This is a genomic window from Vibrio sp. R11-SG3-ISO9 (genome assembly GCF_059834255.1).
In genome coordinates this window covers 420315-438935 of the sequence record NZ_JCBDGU010000056.1, presented here as the reverse complement: position 1 = coordinate 438935, position 18621 = coordinate 420315, and the positions used below count along the sequence as shown (strand labels likewise).

General features: G+C 44.6%; 13 protein-coding genes. 8 read left to right on the top strand and 5 right to left on the bottom strand.

The features are described from left to right. The first annotated feature begins 55 nt into the window (after positions 1-55). Positions 56-814 (top strand): substrate-binding periplasmic protein, encoded by a 759-nt coding sequence (locus AC6R05_RS22875; RefSeq protein ID WP_500648752.1) that lies wholly within the window; start codon positions 56-58, stop codon positions 812-814. Positions 815-867: 53 nt separating this feature from the next. Here the strand turns inward: AC6R05_RS22875 and ybiA are convergent, their stop codons facing one another. Then, positions 868-1416, bottom strand: a complete 549-nt coding sequence (gene ybiA / locus AC6R05_RS22870; RefSeq protein WP_500648751.1) for a riboflavin biosynthesis intermediates N-glycosidase — start codon at positions 1414-1416, stop codon at positions 868-870. 205 nt (positions 1417-1621) lie between these two features. Beyond that, a complete protein-coding gene (locus AC6R05_RS22865; RefSeq protein ID WP_032553733.1) occupies positions 1622-1816 on the bottom strand; it encodes a PA3496 family putative envelope integrity protein in 195 nt (64 codons plus the stop codon). Positions 1817-2180: 364 nt separating this feature from the next. Here AC6R05_RS22865 and AC6R05_RS22860 point away from each other — a divergent pair, with 364 nt between their 5' ends. Genes AC6R05_RS22860 through AC6R05_RS22850 form a run of 3 tightly spaced genes read left to right on the top strand, consistent with a single transcriptional unit; the run spans position 2181 to position 4420 of the window. Further along, positions 2181-3005 (top strand): ABC transporter ATP-binding protein, encoded by an 825-nt coding sequence (locus AC6R05_RS22860; RefSeq protein WP_150896935.1) that lies wholly within the window; start codon positions 2181-2183, stop codon positions 3003-3005. Between the two features lie 9 nt (positions 3006-3014). Then, positions 3015-3947 (top strand): ATP-binding cassette domain-containing protein, encoded by a 933-nt coding sequence (locus tag AC6R05_RS22855; protein ID WP_261884011.1) that lies wholly within the window; start codon positions 3015-3017, stop codon positions 3945-3947. Beyond that, positions 3944-4420, top strand: coding sequence for a transcriptional regulator (locus tag AC6R05_RS22850; protein ID WP_500648750.1), 477 nt, complete (start codon positions 3944-3946; stop codon positions 4418-4420). Before AC6R05_RS22855 ends, AC6R05_RS22850 begins: the two co-directional genes overlap by 4 nt. Positions 4421-4814: 394 nt before the next feature. Here the strand turns inward: AC6R05_RS22850 and AC6R05_RS22845 are convergent, their stop codons facing one another. Further along, positions 4815-6788: a replication initiator protein RctB domain-containing protein gene (locus tag AC6R05_RS22845; protein WP_032553738.1), complete on the bottom strand. Its 1974-nt coding sequence runs from the start codon at positions 6786-6788 to the stop codon at positions 4815-4817. Positions 6789-8050: 1262 nt separating this feature from the next. Here AC6R05_RS22845 and AC6R05_RS22840 point away from each other — a divergent pair. From AC6R05_RS22840 to AC6R05_RS22825, 4 genes are all read left to right on the top strand, one after another. Continuing rightward, positions 8051-9268 carry a ParA family protein gene (locus AC6R05_RS22840; RefSeq protein WP_285465865.1) on the top strand — a complete coding sequence of 406 codons (1218 nt, stop codon included), beginning with the start codon at positions 8051-8053 and terminating at the stop codon, positions 9266-9268. Positions 9269-9273: 5 nt separating this feature from the next. After that, the gene (locus AC6R05_RS22835) at positions 9274-10248 is read left to right on the top strand and encodes a ParB/RepB/Spo0J family partition protein (RefSeq protein WP_032553740.1); all 975 of its coding nucleotides are present in this window, start codon (positions 9274-9276) and stop codon (positions 10246-10248) included. Between the two features lie 87 nt (positions 10249-10335). Continuing rightward, positions 10336-12402 (top strand): tRNA(Met) cytidine acetyltransferase TmcA, encoded by a 2067-nt coding sequence (locus AC6R05_RS22830; RefSeq protein WP_500648749.1) that lies wholly within the window; start codon positions 10336-10338, stop codon positions 12400-12402. A 400-nt stretch (positions 12403-12802) separates the two neighbouring features. Further along, positions 12803-14479 (top strand): flagellar assembly protein A, encoded by a 1677-nt coding sequence (locus tag AC6R05_RS22825; protein ID WP_500648748.1) that lies wholly within the window; start codon positions 12803-12805, stop codon positions 14477-14479. A gap of 99 nt (positions 14480-14578) precedes the next feature. Here AC6R05_RS22825 and AC6R05_RS22820 read toward each other — a convergent pair whose 3' ends face one another. After that, positions 14579-16693, bottom strand: coding sequence for a type I secretion system permease/ATPase (locus AC6R05_RS22820; protein WP_500648747.1), 2115 nt, complete (start codon positions 16691-16693; stop codon positions 14579-14581). Between the two features lie 15 nt (positions 16694-16708). Next, complete coding sequence (locus AC6R05_RS22815) at positions 16709-18619, bottom strand: bifunctional diguanylate cyclase/phosphodiesterase (RefSeq protein WP_500648746.1); 1911 nt, start codon at positions 18617-18619, stop codon at positions 16709-16711. Positions 18620-18621 lie beyond the last annotated feature (2 nt).

Below are 18621 nucleotides of genomic sequence, written 5' to 3'. Positions count from 1 at the left end.
TACTATTACTCAACTAGTATAATAGTAGTCGTCCTACAAATAACCAGGGAAGGTTATGAAAAAATATCTTCTTTCAACTGCAATAGCAGCTTTATTTTCAAGTGGTTACGCGGTGTCGTCTGAACCACTTCATTACTACATCATTGCTAGCCAAGCCCAACCTTTTCAGATAGAAGAGGAAGGTGGCGCTCACGAAGGCATGGTCACAGATATTGTTGAAGCCGTATTCCAAGACAGCGATTACGACATCAATTATCACACCTACCCATTCAATCGTATGATCTCAAAGCTGGAAGCTCGCGAGAATGACAACTGGGTAACCTATGGCAGCCCAAGCTGGGGGAATATCCAATCTGAGAACCTTTCAGACATTCCGATTTACAATGTAAAACACTCTCTCCTCAGCAGCGGAAAAAAACCATTTGAGTTCAATACTATCGATGACTTAGAAGGCAAAGCAGTAGTATTACTATTAGGTTTTGAATATCCAAACCTTGAGCCCTACATTGCCGAAGGTAAGCTCAACGAGATTCGAGTAAAGGACTATACTGCCGCCTTCCGTGTTCTTAACCGTACCCCAGGTGACACTGTGTTTGTTGAGATGGAGTCACGTATTAAGTACAACCTCAACGATCAAAACCTCGACATCAATGACTACCAACTGCAAAGGTTTGGTTCGGTAATCAGTGACTACCCGATTCACCTCGCCTTTGACCCTCAAATGAAGCCTGAACTGCAATCATTTATCAATCAGCGCTTGGTAGAAATGAGAGATAATGGGCAACTTGATGATATTGTTGGTAAATACCTTTAATTAGCTAGATATCTCAACCCAAGCGAAAGCCTCAAGATTATCTTGGGGCTTTTTTAGTGATGAACTTTAAAACTCTCTCTAGGACGTGAAAACAGTAGAGGTACCGACAGCAAGTCACGCTCACTGTGTGTCGCTACAGGCTTTAAGCAGACGGGCTGATCATTAAGCTGACTGCGAACGCTCATTAAGATCTTGCCGAGGTGGTTTTCACCTGTGCCGTCTCCCCCATCGCCCCAGAAGCTGTCCTTGTGCGAGTGCTCCTTGATGACTGAGTCACCGGTATTGATAAGAAACAGAGCGAAACAAGGGTTCTGTTTGAATTTCTCGGTCACAATAAAGCGCATTACCTCGACGCGAATGTCATACCAATCTTCGCGCACTTGTTCATCATAATCGCGGCTCAATGCGAAGGCCTCAGCAGGCGAGCTTGCCATGTAAATCTGCTGTCTAAGGTTCTCGCAGGTAAACTTCATCGCTTGGTAATAGTGTTCGCTGGTCGCCCATATCTCATCGCCAACGCGAATCGGACAGGCCGCGAAATTTGAAAGGTAACCGTTTGGGTCTTCTGGCTCGTAAAACAGAACCTCTTTGCAGTTCGCCATCCTCTACTCCTCACCAACAGTGCATCTCAGCGCTTATCTTTTTCTTTTAAAATTAGTGCTGCGTGATAGTGGTGTCAAATAGAGTGCGCCAGTGAAGTGTGAGTCTGTGAATGGGGTTCACTTAACCGAAGAGACATCATGCTGTAAATAGGGTGGAAATACAGATAGAGCGACGCTTGGTCGCTCTAAAAGGAATAATCAAAGATCAGTGAATCAGACCTAATTCTCTCGCTTCTTCAAGGCTCAGACCGCTTTCTCTAATTTCTCTAAGAGCCTCAATACGACGGCGAGCTTCAGCCGATTTCATCTGTTTCTCTGGTTTTAGGGATACTTCTTCATCACCATCCCACTTGTTGGCAATGTTCGTCATTTCATCATGGTTGATTGAATTAATGGACATGTTTTCCTCCGAAAAGCACCATGTAATGGACAGGTAATCTGTAGCAAATGCCATTTCTGTTGTTAAGATTTTCTGTACCGAAATGTGATGATTCCGACGCTTCATAAAGCTAATTAACAAATGCCTCATTTAAACTTTGCCAAGCCGAATTTATGCCATTACATTTAAAAGATTCCCCATAAGAAATGTGGTTTGATCTAACTCCCACTTTTGGCCACCTCACAACTCATTTCCTCACCTGAAAATTCCTGCAAACAGGTGCAAATTAATTACGAGTCACTTCAACATTTCTATGCTCTCCGCTTTCCCTAATAGCACAACATGATATTGATAATTATTATCAATATCATAACGAGCGATAACTATGTCCAGTGAACTAAAAAGCACGCCATTGATTGAGGTAAAAAACCTCTGCGTGGACTACATCACCGACGATGGTGACTTCAATGCGGTGAAATCCGTGAGCTTTCATATTAGCAAAGGGGAAATTTTTGGCCTCGCCGGTGAGTCTGGTTGCGGTAAAAGCACCATCGCCTTTGCCATTAACCGTCTACACAAGCCGCCAGCGTTTATTTCCGGTGGAGAGATCTTGTTTGATGGGCAAGACCTTCTAAAACTCTCAGACTCGCAACTTAACACTCTGCGCTGGAGTGAGATTGCCATGGTATTCCAAAGTGCCATGAACTCGCTCAATCCAGTCCTAACCATTCAAGAGCAGTTCGCCGATGTGCTTCGCCACCATAAAGGGATGAGCGACGAGCAAGCTAAAGACCGAGCCGAAAAGCTCTTAGACCTGGTGAACATTCCACGCAATCGCCTCTCAGAGTATCCACACCAGTTTAGTGGTGGGATGCGACAACGCCTTGTTATCGCCATCGCACTGGCACTCAACCCTAAGCTGATCATCATGGATGAACCGACCACGGCGCTTGACGTTGTAGTGCAGCGAGAAATCTTGCAGCAGATACACCAACTACGTGAAGAGTTTGGCTTTTCTATCCTCTTCATCACCCACGACTTAGCGTTGATGAGTCAGTTGTGTGACCGCATTGCCATTATGCGCTATGGCCAAATCGTCGAGGTCAACGACGCGCATGAGATCCGCAATAACCCACAACATGAATACACCCAAAAACTGTGGAGTTCATTCCCAAACATTCACGAACAGTCACACGCGATTGCGAGCTAGGAGAGCATGATGCAACAGCCAATTATCCAAGTTAAAAACGTCGTTAAAGAGTTCACTGTCGGTGGTGGATTGGGCAAAGAAGAGATTTTTAGAGCGCTACACGGGGTCAGCTTCGACCTATACGCGGGGAAAACTCTAGCGCTGGTGGGTGAATCAGGTTGTGGTAAAAGCACCTGCGCGAGATTGATGACCAAGGTCTACCCTGCCACTGAAGGTGAGATTTTGTTTAATGGTCAGGACATCTCTACACTCAAGAGTCGTAAAGAGGTTCTCGACTACCGCAGCAAGGTACAGATGGTATTCCAAGACCCATTCGGCTCACTCAATCCGACCCATACCATTGAACATCATCTAACTCGCCCACTTAAGATTCACAAACAGGTCGACTCTAAACAAGCCCTTGAGAGCCGCCTCAAGGAGTTATTAGAGCTGGTTGAGCTTCCTATCGAAACTTTAGCTAAGTATCCACATGAACTCAGTGGAGGCCAAAGACAGCGTGTTAACCTAGCAAGAGCGCTAGGTGTTGGCGCACAAGTCATCTTGGCTGACGAACCAACCTCAATGCTCGATGTATCGATTCGTTTGGGTGTACTCAATCTAATGCAACGAATGAAGAAAGAGCTTGGTATCGGTTTTCTCTATATTACTCATGATCTTGCTACTGCTCACTATATCGCTGAAGAGACCGCAGTGATGTACAAAGGGCAGATCGTCGAGTGGGGCTCAACCCAATCGATCCTCACCAACCCGCAACATCCATACACTAAGCTGCTGATCTCAGCGGTACCAGATCCTGATCTTCCATTTGGCGAACTGGTAAAAAATGAACCAAACTATTCGGTAGACGCGGATCTCGTGCGCGAGCGAAGCAGTATTATTCAGCATAAGGTGAATCAAGTTGCTGAAAATCACTATGTAAAACATTGGGATAGTGTTGCATGAATGAACTAGACGCATGGTTAGAGAACATCGAAAATTGGTATCGTTCTCGAAAGCATGATCAAGTAAGTAAACTTGAAAGTCTGATCTTAACGCCTCCAGACGCGATCTGGGGGCCGTTGATTGATGATAAACAGAGCAAGGCCATTGCATGTTGGCTCGATGGCTGTTTACGAGTTTATACCCACTACAAACAATCCACTACCGACCAGTCAGAGAAGGCCTTTCAGTTTGTGATGTTTGCCTACAGTAAGCTTCAGGCAGTGTCGGGCGACGCAACAGCTGAAACGGAGCTTCGTGATTGGTGCAGTAAACGCATGCAGCATTTGTGTGTGCTCGCACTTGAGTTTGCCAACCAACAACAGGATCCGCGATGGCAAAGCGAATCGGAAAGGCTGATCGAATCACATGTGAAATTCATGACTCACCACCCTCATAACCGTGATCAAGTAGGTCACTCCTCTTATTCCCACTGATAACGGAAAGATGATCAAGGCAATTAACGGGCGTTTCGATCTCACTCTTGATCATGCTTTCGATAATCAAACAAGATCAATAGCCGACTAATTTCGTTGTTAGTGAGTTTACCTACTGATTTATAAGCAAAAAAAAGCGAGCTCCAGTGGAACTCGCGAAAAATCTATTCAGTATGATGTAACAAAATATGAGCCAATCTATTAATCATAAGAAAGGACAAAAGGTTGTCTATTCGGGATAAATAATAACCAGCTTCCTCATGGCCAATGTCAGTGAATTGTCAGCGTTAGGTGGATTTACCATCAATATCCAATCAATTTCATTGAACGATTCATTACGTCACTGTTTACTCACCTCGTACTCTATCCGTTCATGCCTGTTCCGCCCACAAATTTAGTGGCCGATAGCCATCTCATCCAGTGCTAAAAAGACGTTTTCGTCGAGGTGCCCTTCGTGGATCTGTTTACACACTTTGCGTCTTACCGCCAATCCAGAAATCAAACGTTCGATCGATAGATGTTTATTGGTATCACGATCGTTGTACAGCTCGATAGTACGACTTAGCGTTTCGTACGGAATCACTTCTTCCGCAACTCTCAACCAATCGAGCTTCTCTACGAGCTCTGAACACTCTTCTTTAATCGAGGCGTGTGAATGCCCTGTCATAGCGGAGAGAGCCGTTATACTGCGTTCTAGAGCCTCTGGAGAGGTATATTTTGAGAGAGTAATGGTAATTTCATCAGCATTGATCTCTACAGAGTGTTTACGCAGCTTAACTCGGCGCCCTAATTTACCACGAGGCGAAGGGGCTTTTCGTTGGATCGGTTCGAACTCACCATCGATGATCTCTGACAATTCTTCTAGTTTCTGTTTTGAAACCATTTCGTTACGCAGAGGGTTTGGTAGTGTCGGCGCCATATTACGTTTGCCCGCATTGGTGGTACGAGCGCGTGAATAGCGCAATACTTCTTCGACGTTACATTTAATATCCACCTGGTAATCGACGGTTTTGTCTTTTTCGATCATTGAGGTGATCGTTAAATGGTAACCCCATAAATTCACTAAGAAAGTATCGTCTTGATCGCTGACTTCACCCAACTTTCTTAATTCTCGGATCAAATCCATCGAAAAACGACGCCAATCGATGTTTCTTGCGAGCTTCTGGTTAAGTTCGCTTAGCAACATACAATCTGAATGACGGCGTGCCATACGGCTTCTGAAGTAAGAGTAGAGCTGGAATACCAAGGTATGCTGCTTCAGGATCTCTGGTGGAAATAGGAAGAAGTAGTCTCGCGTGAGGAGTTCTTCGTAAAACGATGGCTCCCAAACAAGAATGTATAGATTCGGTTTGATACGGATTTCACCGTCAGCGCCTTCTGTCGGCGCTTCTTCCGATGCAGTGATTGTGCGTGCTAGGAAGCGGAATCGATCACTCTTGAAGCCCTCAGGCATATTTTCACTCAACCAACGGCCTGTCAGTTCATGCAATTGGAAATCGGTAAATTCGATACGATCAATACTATCGCGAATAGAATCGCGAGCAGGACCACTGTCCTTCTTACCACGTAAAGAAAGAATGTCGGTAATATATAACGGCGTCTTGTTTGGTGTTGATTTCGCATCAAGATGATAATCATCTTGATGGTGGTCATGATATTGCACGGTCAGTGTAAACAGTGCAAAAAGAGTCATGAGATCGTCAACAGTCATGATGTTTTTCGATGATCTTGTCTCGATCACAGCTCGTGTTCCAGAGATCGAAACCATCGATTTTTGATAGCTTTTACGAGTACGCGGCGGCGCTAACGCTTGATCAATAATACCGGCCCAGTTCGTTGGTGAGACAATAAACTGATCCGCTTCATCTTTCATCGTTGGGGGAGTATTCAGACCATGTTCATTCAGCAAACGCTTGTTGACTTGTGTTTGAGCCAACGCTTTAGAACGCTTCTGTTTTTCGTTCTGTTTAACGCTTTCAGTCACTAAGCTGGTGGCACCGAGTACTGAAATCAGTTGATTCGGATTAACAAAGCGATGAAGCATGGTTTTTCCAGCTAAACCTTCTTCAAAGCGAACAGGGATCTGCTTAAAGAGACCAATGTTAACGGCTGCTCTGAGTCGTTGTTGAAGAGCAGCACGAGTAACCTGACCATCTGTCGCATCGATGATCTCGGTCGTAGATACATAACCATCTTTACTGCTAAAGCCACGCAAGGAGATAAGATTAAGGAGCTCAACAATACTTTTAGTGACTCCCTTAAAGTGTTGATACTGCTCTATCCATTCTACTGCGCTTTCTGATACCTCAAATAAATGACCATCTTTATGGCTTCTTGCCTTAATCAGTAACTTTTCATCTGGTTTCATCTTTGATCCGTATCACACTAGCCGTAATTTCACTATAGTTCCTGAAGAATAAAGAAAAAATGATCATAAATAAAGAGAATTTATTATCTTTTAAATAACTGATCTTTTTGATTAATCTGATCTTAAATGATTAAGTGATCTAATGATCTAGCGCTCGGGTTGCGTGTAAGTTATTGAATAATTGGGATAAAAATAAAAACCGTTGGAAAGCATGATCATAACAAGTCCGAAAACATGATCAAAGAAACTCGGAAAGCATGATCAATAAACCACAGAACAATGATCACTAAGTTCTTGTAACTATGATCATTATAGTTCCGAAAGCATGATCATTAGCATTCTACAGCTTATCCACAGACGTCGGTTAAACTATGTACGCTGAACATCGAATGTGAGTAATAATTTTGGTGTATTTATCGGAACAATGATCATGGAAAGGCCTGTTTTAATAACAACTAGCCACAATTGTTGCATGTTTAAACGCATTCTGCGCTTCAAATATAGATTATTGGTTTGATGCTGGTTTGAATATTCTGTTGGAAGCATGATCAGGATATTCAATGACATTTGTATTTCAGTTGTGTGTCGATTGATTTATCAAGTAGAAACATGAGAATTGAGCTCAAAGCCCAGTCTGTCTACATTCTTCCGTAATTTAGCATTAAAATTACATGCTTCCGGAGTCGTATACTCTTGATCATTTTTCCGTAAATGGATCTTGTCCAAATTCAGCTCGTCACGACCCTATGTTTAGTCAACTCCCCTTGATCATGCTTCATAATACTGTGTTTGACGAAAGCATGAAAATAGAAGCCTCCTTGATCATCGTTCCGTTTTCAGAGACTGGTGAAACGCAAATAATGTCATTCTGATATTGACCATCGTTAGATTCATGCTTGTTGTTAGCTGCTAGAATCGAATGTACTTTTTCTTTCTACTATTCATGAACTGTTTTTTCAGTAGAAATCACATTCGCCGTAGTTTGTGCTTGAATTTCAATCGTTCCGAGAAAAACGGCCAATTTTTCATTTACATTGTAAATTGGTGACAATGTAACACTTTAAATGTGTGACTTTACATTGGTAGTTACAGTAAATGTTTTGAGTTATTTTTGTTCACCTAGGCAGGTCTCCTAACATAGAAAACAACATATACCATCAATTTTATGTGATTTTACTCATAAATGGATGTTCATGTTTTTGTTGGATTTATTGTTATTTGCTGTACAATTCTAACTAAGTTAACCATAACGGAAATTGGCAATGAAAAGAGAACAAACGATTGATAAGCTCTATCAGCTAGCCGAACAGACTCAACAAGTTCAGGCTGACCGAATTGAGATCATCTTAGAAGAGCGAAGTGATGAACACTTTCCTCCAATGTCTAAGGCGATGATGGAGACACGCTCTGGCCTGACACGTCGTAAGTTGGACGAAGCGATCACAAAGCTTGAATCTGAAGGTCACCAGTTCACAAAGAATAACGCCAACCACTACTCAATTTCTCTTACCGAAGCACACATGCTAATGGATGCTGCGGGTGTTGCTAAGTTCCATGAACGTAAGAAACACGCAGATAATAAGCCTTGGATAATCAACGTTCAGAACCAGAAGGGCGGTACCGGCAAATCGATGACAGCTGTACATTTGGCTGCTTGTCTCTCTCTTAACTTGGATAAGCGCTACCGCATCTGTCTAATTGACCTTGACCCACAGGGCTCTTTACGTTTGTTTTTGAACCCTCAAATTAGTGGTGCAGAGCACGACAGCATCTATTCAGCGGTTGATATCATGCTGGACAATGTTCCTGAAGGGCAAGAAGTTGACGCTGAGTTCTTACATAAGAACGTACTACTTCCTACGCAATACCCAAATTTGAAGACTGTGTCAGCGTTCCCGGAAGATGCAATGTTCAATGCGGAAGCTTGGCAAAGCCTTTCTCAAGATCAGTCTTTGGACATTGTTCGTCTATTGAAAGAGAAGTTGATTGATAAAATCGCTGACGACTTCGATGTCATTATGATCGATACAGGTCCTCACGTTGACCCGCTGGTATGGAATGCAATGTACGCATCGAACGCACTATTGATCCCATGTGCTGCAAAACGTCTGGACTGGGCATCAACAGTTAACTTTTTCCAGCATCTACCAACAGTTTACGAGATGTTCCCAGACGACTGGAAAGGGCTTGAGTTCATTCGCTTGATGCCAACAATGTTTGAAGATGACAACAAGAAACAGGTTTCTGTACTAACTGAGATGAATTACCTGTTGAATGACCAAGTTATGATGGCAACCATTCCTCGTAGTCGTGCATTTGAAACTTGTGCCGATACCTACAGTACGGTTTTCGACTTAACGACAAGTGATTTTGAGGGTGGTAAGAAGACGCTTGCTGTCGCTCAAGATGCCGTTCAAAAGAGTGCGCTTGAACTAGAGCGTGTATTACACAGCAACTGGTCTTCACTTAATCAGGGATAATTAACATGGCAATTAAAACATCTGATCTAAATGCAAAGCTATTTGGTAAAGCGAATAAGCGTCGAGTAGCGACTCCTCAAGAAGCTCAAACCGCAGCAAAAGAACAGGCTCAAGTCATTGAACTGGCTGTTGCTGGTGAACAAATGGTTTCTTTTGAGCTGGTACGTATTCCTGCTGACCAAGTTGCAACGCAAACCGTCGTATTCGAAGAGAATGCTCGTGAGCAATCTTTCCTAAACGAACATGCACTTTCTGACGTTTTAACCACTCTTAAAGAACGCGGACAACAATATCCTGCCGTTGGTCGTAAGAACAAAGATGGCAAGATTGAGGTTCTAGACGGTAGCCGTCGTCGTATGTCTTGTATTCTTGCTGACAAAGAGTTTCTTATCTATGTAGCAGAGAACATTAACGGTGAACATGCTAAGTTCCTTTCTGATGTGGCTAACGCACACAAACCTCTATCTCTTTATGAGAAAGGTAAAGAGATGCAAGCTAAGCTAGATAAAGGCGAAGCTGAGGACCAAAAAGCATTGGCGAAAATGTTCCAGTGTAGTGAAGCATTAGTGAGTGGCGCATTGAAAGCCGCATCACTTCCGTTAGAGCTGTTACAAGCATACCCAAATGTGAGCGATTTAGGTCGTCCAACAATCGTTAAACTGCACAAGCAATTTGGTGCCCTTAACGAAGAACAGCAACAAAGCTTGCTAACTAAATGCGATGCAACAGATGGTTTTGTTTGGCAGCGCAGCGACGCTCAAGGTGTTACTCGTTTGACTAAAGATGTGACAGAAACACTAGAGAACTGGATTTCTGAACTTGCGCCAGCACCAGCGAAAAAGACAACGCCAAAAGTTGAACTTGTTAAGGGCCGTGCTTCTTACAGTCGTAAAGGCGCTAACCTGGCATTGAATCTTAAAAAAGTTGATGATGCGACTATGGAAGAAATTCTCGCTTTTGTTCAATCTAAACTGAACTAAGCTCCTCACTTACCGATTAAAAGCCGCTTGATGCGGCTTTTTATTTACCTGTGATAAACTGTGTTTAGACGAATTTGGACGCAATTTATGACGACTCTCCCTTTCTTAACTCAACTCTCCACAGTAGCCCTAAATAATAACCACCGCTATGGTGTCCTACTCGAAGGCGATCAAGCGTGGCAATCTCAAGAGCTTGAGTCTTATCTCTCTGATTTAGACAGCCCCACGGCTTTTGTTTTGGGTGAACTAAGCGTAGCCGGCGCTACAAATATCGCCTTCAATAAAGGCCAACAATTATTAGGGCAAGAGTGCCAAGTTCTGATTTGTGATTTTAGAACAGGGTTTGATGCAAATAGTTTTACCGCGGCATTAGGTGCGCTAGTTGGGGGAGGGGTGTTATTTGTCATCCCGCCAGCAGACCATGAAACTACTTTATCGCAAGTTTGGCTGAGACGTCAGTTTGATAAGCTTATCTGTTTATCGCAAAAGGCGCTGTCAGAAGGTTCTGAAGTGGCTGACGTATCTGCAATGCCGGCGCTACCTGAAGTGGTTGTCACACCAGATGGTTTCGATAAGTATGAGCAACAAAAGCTCGCTATCGAAGCGATTGAAAAAGTAATGTTTGGTCATCGCAAGCGCCCACTTGTTTTAACTGCTGACCGTGGTCGTGGTAAAAGCTCCGCGCTGGGTATCGCGTCAGCTAATATTATTAAGGCTAAAAGCTCAGTCACGATTGTAGTCACTGCGCCGAACGTCAAAGCGATACAGCCTCTGTTTGAACATGCGCAGAAGTTGCTTCCTAGCTCTTCTATGGAGAATCGACATACGCTCGTCCATGAACAAAGCAAAATTGTCTTTGTTGCTCCGGACGAAGTATTGAGAACACAACCCGATTGTGACCTGTTGTTGGTTGATGAAGCCGCAGCAATTCCGTTGCCAATGTTGCAACGTATGGTTGAAAGCTATCATCGTATGGTTTTCTCAACTACGGTTCACGGATATGAGGGCAGTGGACGAGGCTTTGGTATCAAGTTTGAAAAGTGGCTGTCTGAGCAACGCCCTAACTGGCGCTCGTTCAAACTTGAACAGCCAATACGCTGGAACGTAAACGACCCGTTGGAAAGTTGGTTGTTTGATACCTTCTTGTTGGATTCTGATATCGAGGCTCTACCAAAGGATGTCGAACTTGAAGGGTTGTCTTGGCATCAGTTTGATAAACAAACGCTACTCGACAACCCTAAGGTCTTGACTCAGTGTTTTGGTTTACTAGTCAGCGCTCATTATCAAACGTCGCCTAATGACTTGATTCAACTTTTAGACAACCCTCAAATGTCACTGTACGCACTGTTTTCAGACCAGCATTGCTTGGGGTGCATTCTAACGGTTGAAGAGGGCGCATTGTCACATGAACTTATTCAAGATGTTCAGCTTGGTAAGCGTCGCCCTCGCGGTCATCTGGCTCCGACACTTCTCGCTAACCATTTAGGTCTTGATAAAGCTGCAGTGCAGAAATGCATTCGAATTATGAGAATTGCTGTTCACCCTGATATCCAAGGGCAGGGCTTGGGACATCGAATGATTGCCCACTTGGTCAAAGCAAATGCAGAGTTCGATTATTTGGCAACGAGCTTTGGCGCGACCGGTGAGCTAGTCGACTTCTGGTGCAGTAATGGCTTCGTCTCAGTACACCTTGGCCACCAGCGAGATCAGTCGAGCGGTTGTCATTCATTGTTGATGTGTCGAACTTTGAATGAAGAAAGTCGTCATTGGGTTGAGGAAGGGAGTCTCTATTTTTACTCCGGCCTTCGTTATCTGTTGTCCACGACATACCACTCGCTTGAACCAGTCATTGTGCGTTCATTGCTATCCTCTCAACCACGTCAACTTTTGGTTGAGGATATTAATCCTCTACTCGGTTATTACGTTGATGGAGGGAACAGCTTTGATAGTGTTGGTTTCATGCTAGAGAACTTAATCTATAACTTGGATAAAGTGCAGCTAGAGCAAACGAGTGATTTACTGCTTTGGAAAGTTGTTCAGAAAAGAACTTGGACAGAGTGCAGTGAGTTAGCCAATCTTGCCGGTCGTAAGCAAACCGAATCAGCTCTTCGACACGATCTTGGATTACTGCTTTCCAATTTACAGTGTAAATAGCGCCACCATTTAAACAGCCTCAATAATCGATTTACAGTGTAAACTGAATGACAACTCAATTTACACTGTAAACTCAATTCCTCAAAGCGTATTCCTCGTTCTTCTGCCTTCTTTTGACAACTTGAAAATATCGTGAATTATACTAGCAATACTGAACTTAGGTTTGTTGAGCACCAGGAGAATATCCTGCATGCCAGCACATAATTGACCTTTGATGATGCCCTTCAGATCAATTTAATGCTTTAAGTCAATAAGTTGCCAATTGATGTGTAGTAGCTCATTATTGAGAAAATATTGAGTAAAGTGACTTATCCCTTGTTATTGAAAAAGGAATATGTTCACAAAACAGTATCTTCTATAAACTGAAATCATACTCTTTTGCTAAGGAAGTGGCAGTCGTATGTGGGACAACATAGTTACATTGTCTGAGGACGGAAATGAAGTGATTGCTCGTTTGCAATCTGGCTTTGTCGTGGACAGCAGTTTTGACCAGAAAGAGCTTCCTGCATCATTAGAGAAATTGGAAGCTAGCCAATTCTATCCTTTAGACGATGAAATCATTCGCTTCGTGAACCTAGCAAAAGAGGGGAAGGGTGAAGCGTATGAAGGCGTGGCTGTCGCTGAAGTACGTAATGCAAGTATGGTCGTAGAGCTATCTGACGATGAGATGCTTGCAAGTATTACTGTTACTGGTGCTTACGCAGGGCGTGGGTTAAGAGGTGCTGAAATTGTACATGCACTTGCTCAGGCTCATGTAACCAAAGGAATCAATAAACTGGCATTGAAAAAGGTGCTAGTGATGAGCAACAAACTCAAAGCGGGGGAGAAGTTCACCCAAGCCGTTGCTCAAGGTAAACAACCCGTAAAAGGGAAAGACGCAAAATTTGAAGCGCTCGTTCCTGACATTACTCACCAGGTCCTTAAACCACGTAGCAAAGAGTCTGGCAAAATCGATATGCGAGACTTGGGCGAAACCATTACAGTCGGAGAAAACGATCCCGTAATGAGGCGTACGCCAGCAACCAAAGGTACTGCTGGTTTTACTGTTCAAGGAAAACTTCTTCCGCCACTCCCTGGTAAAGATAGCCTGCTCAAGCCCGGCAAAGGAACAACCATTTCTTCTGATGATCCGAATCTTCTTGTCGCAAACTGTTCAGGACTCCCACTTATTAAAGAGCGTACCATCGAAGTTGATGAGGCGTTGTGTTTAAACAGCGTCAGTGTCGCAACCGGGCACGTTAAGTTTAAAGGGAATGTATTTGTGTCCGGCAACATCGACCCGGGCATGGTGGTGAAGGCGACGGGCAGTGTTACGGTTGGCGGGTTTATTGAATCAGCCGAAGTACAAGCCCAAGGAGATATAAAAGTCGCGAAAGGTATCATTGGTCACACGGTTAAAGAGGGAGAGAGTAAAAGCTGTAAGGTGCTGACCAAGGGGGCTATTGAAGCGAGCTATGCTCAGTACTCAGAGCTACAAGCAGGTACTGACATTAGGCTGACAGTACACAGTATGAGTAATGAGATACGCTGTGGTCACGATTTGATTGTCGTTGATGGAATGAAGAAGCACGGCACGTTAAGCGGCGGTGAAGCGAAAGTCGGTGGTAAAGTGGAGTGTGTCTTCCTAGGCGTTGAGGGCGATACGGCTACTAAAGTTCATTGTTTTGCTCGCTATGACAGCTACAAGCAGAAGATGGGTGCGTTGAGAGACGTTTATAAAGCAGCTCAAGAGAAAACCATGGATGTGATTCGCCAAGAGTTGGAATTCAAAAAGCGACCTAAAGCGGAGCGTACAGACGAAGAGGCGCAGCGCATAGAGTCAATGAAGGAACAGAACAACCAAGCGATTGAATCGACTAAGCAGCAGATTGATACCCTTGAGGCTGAATTTGATACGTTACTTGAAGAGTGTACTGTCGAGGCGCATGAGAAGGTCTATACCCGTGTGACGATTCAATATGGCGATGAAACCGTAACGACTAAGCGCACTCATGGTGGCAGTGTGTTCTCGTTTAACCAATATGAGATTCAATGTTCGTTCAAGATGGAAAAAGAAGACATTGGGGAACAGCTGTAGCTACGTCATTAATTCTTATGAGCAGAGAACGATAGAAATAAAAAAGGAGCCAGTGGCTCCTTTTTACATTTAGGTTGAAAGGTTAATCCTTATTTGGACTTAGCTGACTGCTCTCACTTTCCCTTGTTTAAGGTCAGACAGTACTTTGGCTTTTGGTCCATCGGCAATGATGCAGCCTTTCTCCATTACAATCACACGATCTACAACATCTAACATCGACGTCTTGTGAGTGATAAGGATAAGTGTCTCGCTCGGCAGCAACTGATTAAGTTGGTGCTTGATGTGCATCTCTGAGCGGTTATCCATCGCACTGGTTGGCTCATCCATCAACAGTACTGGAGGACGGCCTAGGAAAGCGCGAGCGATAGCCACAGCTTGACGTTGTCCACCTGATAGCAATCCGCCACCTTCACCAACTTGGCGCTCTAAGCCAGCAGGATCTTGCTGAGTGAAGTTCGTTACACCAGCTCGGTTGGCTGCGTCCATCACATCTCGATCATCCACCAACGGACGGCCTAGAGTGATATTGTCACGAACGGAACCGTAGAAGAGGTTACTGTCTTGAGGGACACAGCCTATATTACGACGTACGTCGACGTGATGCAGTTGCTCCATATCGGTATCATCAATGCGTACATGGCCCTCTGTCGGCTTGTACAGCCCCATAATAAGCCGTTCTAGTGTTGTCTTACCCGAGCCAATACGACCGATGATGGCAACTTTCTCACCCGGGGTAATCGAGAGGCTGAGGTCGCGCACTGATGCGATTGGTGAATCAGGGTAATGGAAAGTCACTTTATCCAGTGCAATGTGGCCTTGAATGATTGGGCGGTGGATATAGCGTTTACCTTCTTCTTGCTCATCAGGCATATCCATAACCTGCTCGATCAACGTCATCGATGACTTGGCTTGGTTGTAGCGAGTCGAAAGAATAGAGAGCTGAACTAGTGGACCAATCGCACGACCACTCAACATGGTTGCTGCAATCAAACCACCCATGGTGAGATCGCCTTCGGCAATCAAGTACACACCAAAGATGATCATACCTACGTTAGTACTTTGTTGAACGAACCCGGCTGTATTCTGGATACTGTCGGTGATTCGGCGGCTCTTAATATTCCAGTTTGCCATGTGCGCTACCGCTTCTTCCCAGCGGAATTGGAACTGACTTTGCGCACTGAAGAGCTTAACGGTTTCTAGACCCGCCAAGCTTTCGATAAGGTTCGCGTACTTCTGCGAAGCAAGCCGAGAACCTTCTTCGATAGTGCGGCGCAGAGGCCCTTGAATGATGATTGCGTAGATAACCAGAATTACGACACCGACAATCGGTACATACACCAGATCGCCAGCCATCAACCAGATCAGAGTTAGAAACAGAATCGCGAAAGGGAGATCAATCAGAGAACCTATGGTCGCTGAAGTGAAAAACTCTCGAATTGATTCGAACTCTTGTAAGTTCTTGGCGAAAGCACCCACGGAGGCTGGTTTCGCTTCCATACGAATCCCGAGAACCTTACTAAATAGCTTCGAAGAGATCAGAATGTCAGACTTTTTACCGGCAATGTCGATGAAGTAGCTGCGCATTAATTTGAGCAGTAGATCGAAAGTGAACACCACAAAGATGCCGCTCGCCAATACCCAGAGCGTTTCAAAGGCGAGGTTGGGAACCACTTTGTCGTACACCAAGCGCGTAAACATCGGTGCAGCAATCGCGAACAGGTTGATTAGAATCGAGGCGATCAACACATCACGGTAGATCTTTTTCGACTCCCAGATAGTGCCCCAGAACCAATGACCGTGACGCGTTTTCAGAATCTCAGGTGAGCGTTCATCGTAACGGAACTGTTTTTTAACTAGGAAGTAGCGGCCAATAAACTGTGCTTTTAGCTCTTCCAACGGAATGAGAATCGGCACCATGCCACTTTCAGCGGTAATGATCTCTGCTTCTTGTTTCTGAAAATCAATTCGGTTGAGAACACACGCTTCGCCCTGCTTGAGTAGCAGCACTGCTGGCAGAATCAGTTCTGGAATACTCTCTAGGTTTGAGCGGTTCTCTTTGGCAACTAACCCTGCGCGCTCTGCTGAACGAGGAAACAGGAAGGGGGTGAGTTTACCATCCGCAAGAGGCAGCCCGTTGACGAGCGCCTCTGGGGAGTTTGCTAGACCGTAGTATCGGCTGACGTATATCAGCGAATTCAGTAATGGATCTTGCATTAAATAACCACCTTACTACTTATCAACGATGAAGCCTTGGAACACTTCAACGTAGTTGTCTGACAATGTATCAAGCTGCGTTTGGGTCTCGATACGTGAGGCGATGGTGGTGATACCCAAGTTATGCGCCGTTCTAGAGATCGACGTTAGAGTGAATTTCTGTTTCTCATCATCCAAGTTGTGGGTGTAGAGGTAGTCCAACTTAACGTAACCTGGGCGGAACTCATTAATGTATTCCAGAGACTGGAAGTTACGACCGTAATTATCAACACCAAATACTGCGTTGGTGTTGCGTATTGCGGTACACAGTAGTGCCGTGTAGTGCGGTTCATTAACGAAGCAGTTTTCAGGGATTTCAAAATGCAGCATGTCACAGATAGATGCATTTTTGCTTAGTGTTTCACCAACCCAGCGGATGAAGCTTGGTTCTGAGATACTGCTTGCTGAGATGTTGATAGCCACTGGGGTAGTGATCTCTTTAGCGTGTAGCTTCTCAATCATTTTCTCGATCACGTACTGATCAAGTTCATGACTGGCACCGAGTTGTTCAAGTGCAAATAGGTATTGAGCCGCGCTGTAGCGAACGCCGTCTTTTTCAATCGCTGAGAACACTTCTTGGTGGAAAGTTTTACCGAAGCTGTTATTCGCCGCTTGCAGACGGAAGGTGAAGAGATCATTGATGATTGCTTCTTCAACCAGTGTGCGCCACTGCTGTTTACCCATCACAGCGCCGTGATCATCAGCGGTGATGTAGCCGTAGCTCATTTCACGGTTCGCTTTTGCTATAGAGAGGGCGTTATCCACCAGCGACATGATTTCTGTGCTAGTTTTGCTTTGGCTACTGTGAGTCACACCAAGTGAGATATTAGCGCGAGCCGTCCCAGTAGGATCGGAGCCTAAACCTTGAACACAGTTAACGATGCTGTCTGCAATGAGTTTGAGTTCGCTTTCATCGATATTTGGCAAGATAAAGCCGAACTCATCTTTTGAAATACGAGCCATGGTTAGATCTGGTGATGAGATAGAGGCTTGTAAGTGCTCTGCTAAGTCGTGGACAAGTGCATCGCCTTCTTGGTAACCCTTATCATCGTATTCGTCAGCAATGAACTGTGCTTGCAGAACCGCTAAGCCACCGACGCTGGATTCCGCCAACCACTGGTTGAGTTGAGACATGTAGTAAGCACGGTTACCGAGTTGCGATACTGGGTCGATATAGGCACGTTCACGCAGGCGCTGAGCTTCTTGAGCTTGATTCTTAAAGGCTTGTTCAACTTGCGTCGACATATGGTTAATACCATCTACGACTAAGATCAGATCTTTAGTTTTTGGTCGTGCAAGGGGTTCACCAAATTGGTTCTTCGCAATCTGGTTCATTTTGGCGATGATCAAGTCGAGTGGTTTCAACGATCGTTTTACGATCCACGAAATGGCCAATAAACCAATCACAAAAATAAGAGCAAATACGGTTGCTAGGCGAGTAAAAGATTGCCAAAGCTGTGAGTAGGCTGGGCCCGGGTGGCTAACAATTTCCACTTCAGCCAACTGCATCCAACCACTAGTGATAACACGGCGGTCATGAATCGGCTCAAACAGGTCGAGCGAAGTAAACCAACTAGGCACTGTGCTCGGCTTTACCGGGTATGAACGCAGGATGTCGTCACCACTATCAAGGAAGATGAGCCTTACTACCGAATAGGAGCTGCCATCAAACAATGCATTGATGACCGACTCAACCGCGATTGGGTCTTTATCCTCTAGGTAAGGAGCTAGCGCTAAACCAACGGTATTGATGGTATTGCTTACCTCTGAGCGCTGCTGCGCTTCTAGGTGGCCTCGAGTGGTATTAAATTCGATCATAAATACTGACGTCATCAGTAATATAAAGACCGCTACCATCCCGACTACAAGCTGTTTATATAAAGTCATTG

Excerpts from the sequence above, each read along its gene's own strand:
- AC6R05_RS22830 (WP_500648749.1), top strand. The coding sequence starts at position 10,336 with ATGACGACTCTCCCTTTCTTAACTCAACTCTCCACAGTAGCCCTAAAT.
- AC6R05_RS22840 (WP_285465865.1), top strand. The coding sequence starts at position 8,051 with ATGAAAAGAGAACAAACGATTGATAAGCTCTATCAGCTAGCCGAACAG.
- AC6R05_RS22860 (WP_150896935.1), top strand. The coding sequence starts at position 2,181 with ATGTCCAGTGAACTAAAAAGCACGCCATTGATTGAGGTAAAAAACCTC.
- ybiA (WP_500648751.1), bottom strand. The coding sequence starts at position 1,416 with ATGGCGAACTGCAAAGAGGTTCTGTTTTACGAGCCAGAAGACCCAAAC.
- AC6R05_RS22865 (WP_032553733.1), bottom strand. The coding sequence starts at position 1,816 with ATGTCCATTAATTCAATCAACCATGATGAAATGACGAACATTGCCAAC.
- AC6R05_RS22850 (WP_500648750.1), top strand. The coding sequence starts at position 3,944 with ATGAATGAACTAGACGCATGGTTAGAGAACATCGAAAATTGGTATCGT.
- AC6R05_RS22875 (WP_500648752.1), top strand. The coding sequence starts at position 56 with ATGAAAAAATATCTTCTTTCAACTGCAATAGCAGCTTTATTTTCAAGT.
- AC6R05_RS22825 (WP_500648748.1), top strand. The coding sequence starts at position 12,803 with ATGTGGGACAACATAGTTACATTGTCTGAGGACGGAAATGAAGTGATT.
- AC6R05_RS22845 (WP_032553738.1), bottom strand. The coding sequence starts at position 6,788 with ATGAAACCAGATGAAAAGTTACTGATTAAGGCAAGAAGCCATAAAGAT.
- AC6R05_RS22815 (WP_500648746.1), bottom strand. The coding sequence starts at position 18,619 with ATGACTTTATATAAACAGCTTGTAGTCGGGATGGTAGCGGTCTTTATA.
- AC6R05_RS22835 (WP_032553740.1), top strand. The coding sequence starts at position 9,274 with ATGGCAATTAAAACATCTGATCTAAATGCAAAGCTATTTGGTAAAGCG.
- AC6R05_RS22820 (WP_500648747.1), bottom strand. The coding sequence starts at position 16,693 with ATGCAAGATCCATTACTGAATTCGCTGATATACGTCAGCCGATACTAC.
- AC6R05_RS22855 (WP_261884011.1), top strand. The coding sequence starts at position 3,015 with ATGCAACAGCCAATTATCCAAGTTAAAAACGTCGTTAAAGAGTTCACT.